The organism is Corynebacterium sp. CNJ-954 (assembly GCF_001942345.1).
Taxonomy (GTDB): Bacteria; Actinomycetota; Actinomycetes; order Mycobacteriales; family Mycobacteriaceae; genus Corynebacterium.
In genome coordinates this window covers 1-3,151 of sequence record NZ_MKKI01000030.1, presented here as the reverse complement: position 1 = coordinate 3,151, position 3,151 = coordinate 1, and the positions used below count along the sequence as shown (strand labels likewise).

At 67.8% G+C, this 3,151-nt stretch carries 1 protein-coding gene; it reads right to left on the bottom strand.

The genetic code is table 11. The annotated features are described in order from the left end of the window. The coding region (locus BJF89_RS09905; protein WP_075814481.1) for a pyruvate carboxylase at positions 1 to 3,151 on the bottom strand (3,151 nt) is incomplete at both ends.

Sequence of the window (3,151 nt, the reverse complement as noted above, 5' to 3'; positions counted from 1 at the left end):
TCCACCTTCGTCGGTTGGCTCATCACCACCCGGGCGATGGTCCCGGCGATCGGGGCGGTGATCGACGCTTCCATCTTCATCGCCTCGATCACCGCGACCGCATCCCCGGCCTCCACGGTGTCACCCACCGCAGCGTTGACGGTGACCACACCGGCGAACGGTGCGGACACCTGCCCGGCCACGCTCGGATCGGCCTTCTCCGCGGTCGCGGTGACCGACTCGACCGAGCGGTCACGCACCCGCATCGGACGGATCTGCCCGTTGACGGTGCACACCACCTGGCGCATACCCTTCTCGTCGGGCTCACCGACAGCATCCAGGCGCACCACCATCGGCGGGTTGCCCTTGATCCGCACCACAGTCTCCTCACCCTCGACCAACCCGTAGAGGAACTGACGGTCAGTCAGGATCGACACGTCACCGAAACTACGACGGTGCTCATCAAACCCGGCGGTCTCCTTGGGGAACAGCAACCGGCTCAACGCACCCCGACGCTGGGCTGACTCCCCGTCGAGGTGTTGTTCCTCCTCGGCCGGCACCGACACGGTTCGGGTGGCGGTGTTGTCGTCGCGTCCCTGCAGTGCCCGGCTGCGCAGCGGTTCGGGCCAGCCACCCGGCGGAGTACCCAGCTCACCGCGTAGGAAAGCGATGACACTGGCGGGGATGTCGTAGCGCTGCGGATCGGCAGCGAAGTCGGCCACACTCACCCCGGCGCCGACCAGGTGCAGCGCCAGGTCCCCGACGACCTTGGATGAGGGGGTGACCTTGGTGGGACGGCCCAGCAGTTCGTTGACCCCGGCGTAGGCGTTTTCGATCAGTTCGAAACGATCCCCCAACCCCAGGGCGGTGGCCTGGGTGCGCAGGTTGGACAATTGTCCACCGGGGATCTCGTGGGTGTACACCCGGCCAGTGGGCCCGGCCAGGCCGGACTCGAACGGGCCGTAGAGGGCACGCACGGCCTCCCAGTAGGGTTCCAGCGAGTTCACCGCGTCCAGTGACACACCGGTGTCACGCTCGGTGTGCGCGAAAGCGGCGACAATGCCCGACAGCGACGGCTGCGAGGTTGTCCCCGCCAGTGCGGCGGAGGCACCGTCGACGGCGTCGACGCCGGCGGACGCGGCGGCGAGGTAGGTCGCCAGCTGGCCGCCGGCGGTGTCGTGGGTGTGCAGGTGCACCGGCACATCGAAGTTTTCCCGTAGTGCGGTGACCAGGGTCTTCGCCGCGGCGGGGCGTAGTAGTCCGGCCATGTCCTTGATGGCCAGGATGTGGGCGCCGGAGGCTACGATCTGTTCGGCCAGGCGCAGGTAGTAGTCCAGGGTGTAGAGGTCCTCGTTCGGGTTGGACAGGTCCCCGGAGTAGGCCATCGCGACTTCGGCGACGGCGGTGTTGGTGTCCAGTACCGCGTCGATGGCCACACGCATCTGGTCGATGTCGTTGAGTGCGTCGAAGATGCGGAAGATGTCCACACCACTGGTGGCGGCTTCGGCGACGAACTTGGTGGCGACGATGTCGGGGTAGGGGGTGTAGCCGACGGTGTTGCGTCCGCGCAGCAGCATCTGGATGTTGGTGTTCGGCATCGCCGCGCGCAGCTGGTCGAGGCGTTCCCAGGGGTCTTCGTGGAGGAACTGCAGGGCGACATCGTAGGTCGCCCCGCCCCAGGCTTCGACACTGAGTAGTTCGGGGGTCAGGTGGGCCACAGCCTCGGCGGCGTCGACCAGCGGGTTGGTGCGCACCCGGGTGGCCAGCAGGGACTGGTGGGCGTCGCGGAAGGTGGTGTCGGTGACACCGAGTGCGGACTGGGTGCGCAGTTGGCGGGCGAATTCTTTCGGGCCGAGCTGCAGCAGCAGGTCGCGGTTGCCGCGGGGAAGGGCGGTGTCGTCGGTGTTGTCGCCGGTGTGGCGGGCGTCCCTGTCCGGCACGGCGTCGGGTAGCTTGCGGTGGGGGACCACGTCGGTGGGACGGGTCCCGTTGGGCTTGTTGACGGTGACGTCGGCGAGGTAGTCCAGGATCCGGCCGGGTTCGTCGTCGGCCGGTGGGGCGGTGAGCAGGTGTGGGTGGTCGGTGATGAAGGAGGTGGCGATGCGGTGGTGGCGGAAGTCGTCTTCGCGCAGCATTGCGCGCAGGAAGCCGATGTTGGTGGCGACCCCGGAGACGGTGAACTCGTTGAGGGCGCGTTCGGCCCGGGTGACGGCCTGGGCGAAGTCGGCGCCACGGCAGGTCATTTTCACCAGCATGGAGTCGAAGTGGGCGGTGATCTCCCCGCCCAGTGAGGCGGCCCCGTCGAGGCGGACCCCGGCCCCGCCCGGGGAGCGGTAGGCGGTGATCGTGCCGGTGTCGGGCCTGAAACCGTTGGAGGGGTCCTCGGTGGTGATGCGGCACTGCAGGGCCGCTCCGCGGGTGACGATGGTGTCCTGGTGCAGGCCCAGATCATCCAGGGTCGCGCCGGCGGCGATGTGCATCTGGGATTTGACCAGGTCGACGGAGGTGACTTCCTCGGTGACGGTGTGCTCGACCTGGATGCGTGGGTTCATTTCGATGAACACGTGGTTGCCGTCCTCGTCGACGAGGAATTCGACGGTGCCGGCGCCGCGGTAGTTGATGGATTCGCAGAAGCGCACCGCGTCGGCGCAGATTGTCTCGCGCAGGGTGGGGTCGAGGTGCTGGGCGGGGGCGATTTCCACGACTTTCTGGTGGCGGCGTTGCAGGGAGCAGTCGCGCTCGTAGAGGTGGATGACGTTGCCGTCGCCGTCGCCGAGGATCTGGACTTCGATGTGCTGGGGGTTGATCACCGCACGTTCGATGTAGACCCTCGGGTCACCGAAGGCGGCTTCGGCTTCGCGGGAGGCTTCAGCAGCCCGGTCGGCGAGTTCGTCGGCGGTGGCGACAAAGCGCATGCCGCGGCCGCCGCCGCCGGCGACGGCTTTGAGGAACAGGGGGTAGGTCCGCCCGTCGGCGTAGGAGACGAGTTGTTCGATGTCGGCGCTGGGTGGTGAGTCATCCAGGATGGGCAGGCCGGCTTTTTTGGCAGCCTCGACGGCGGCGGCTTTGTCGCCGGTGAGGTCGAGGGTGTCGGGGTCGGGGCCGATGAAGGTGATGTTGTTGTCGGCGCAGCGTCGGGCCAGGTGCGCGTTTTCGGATAGGAAGCCGTAGC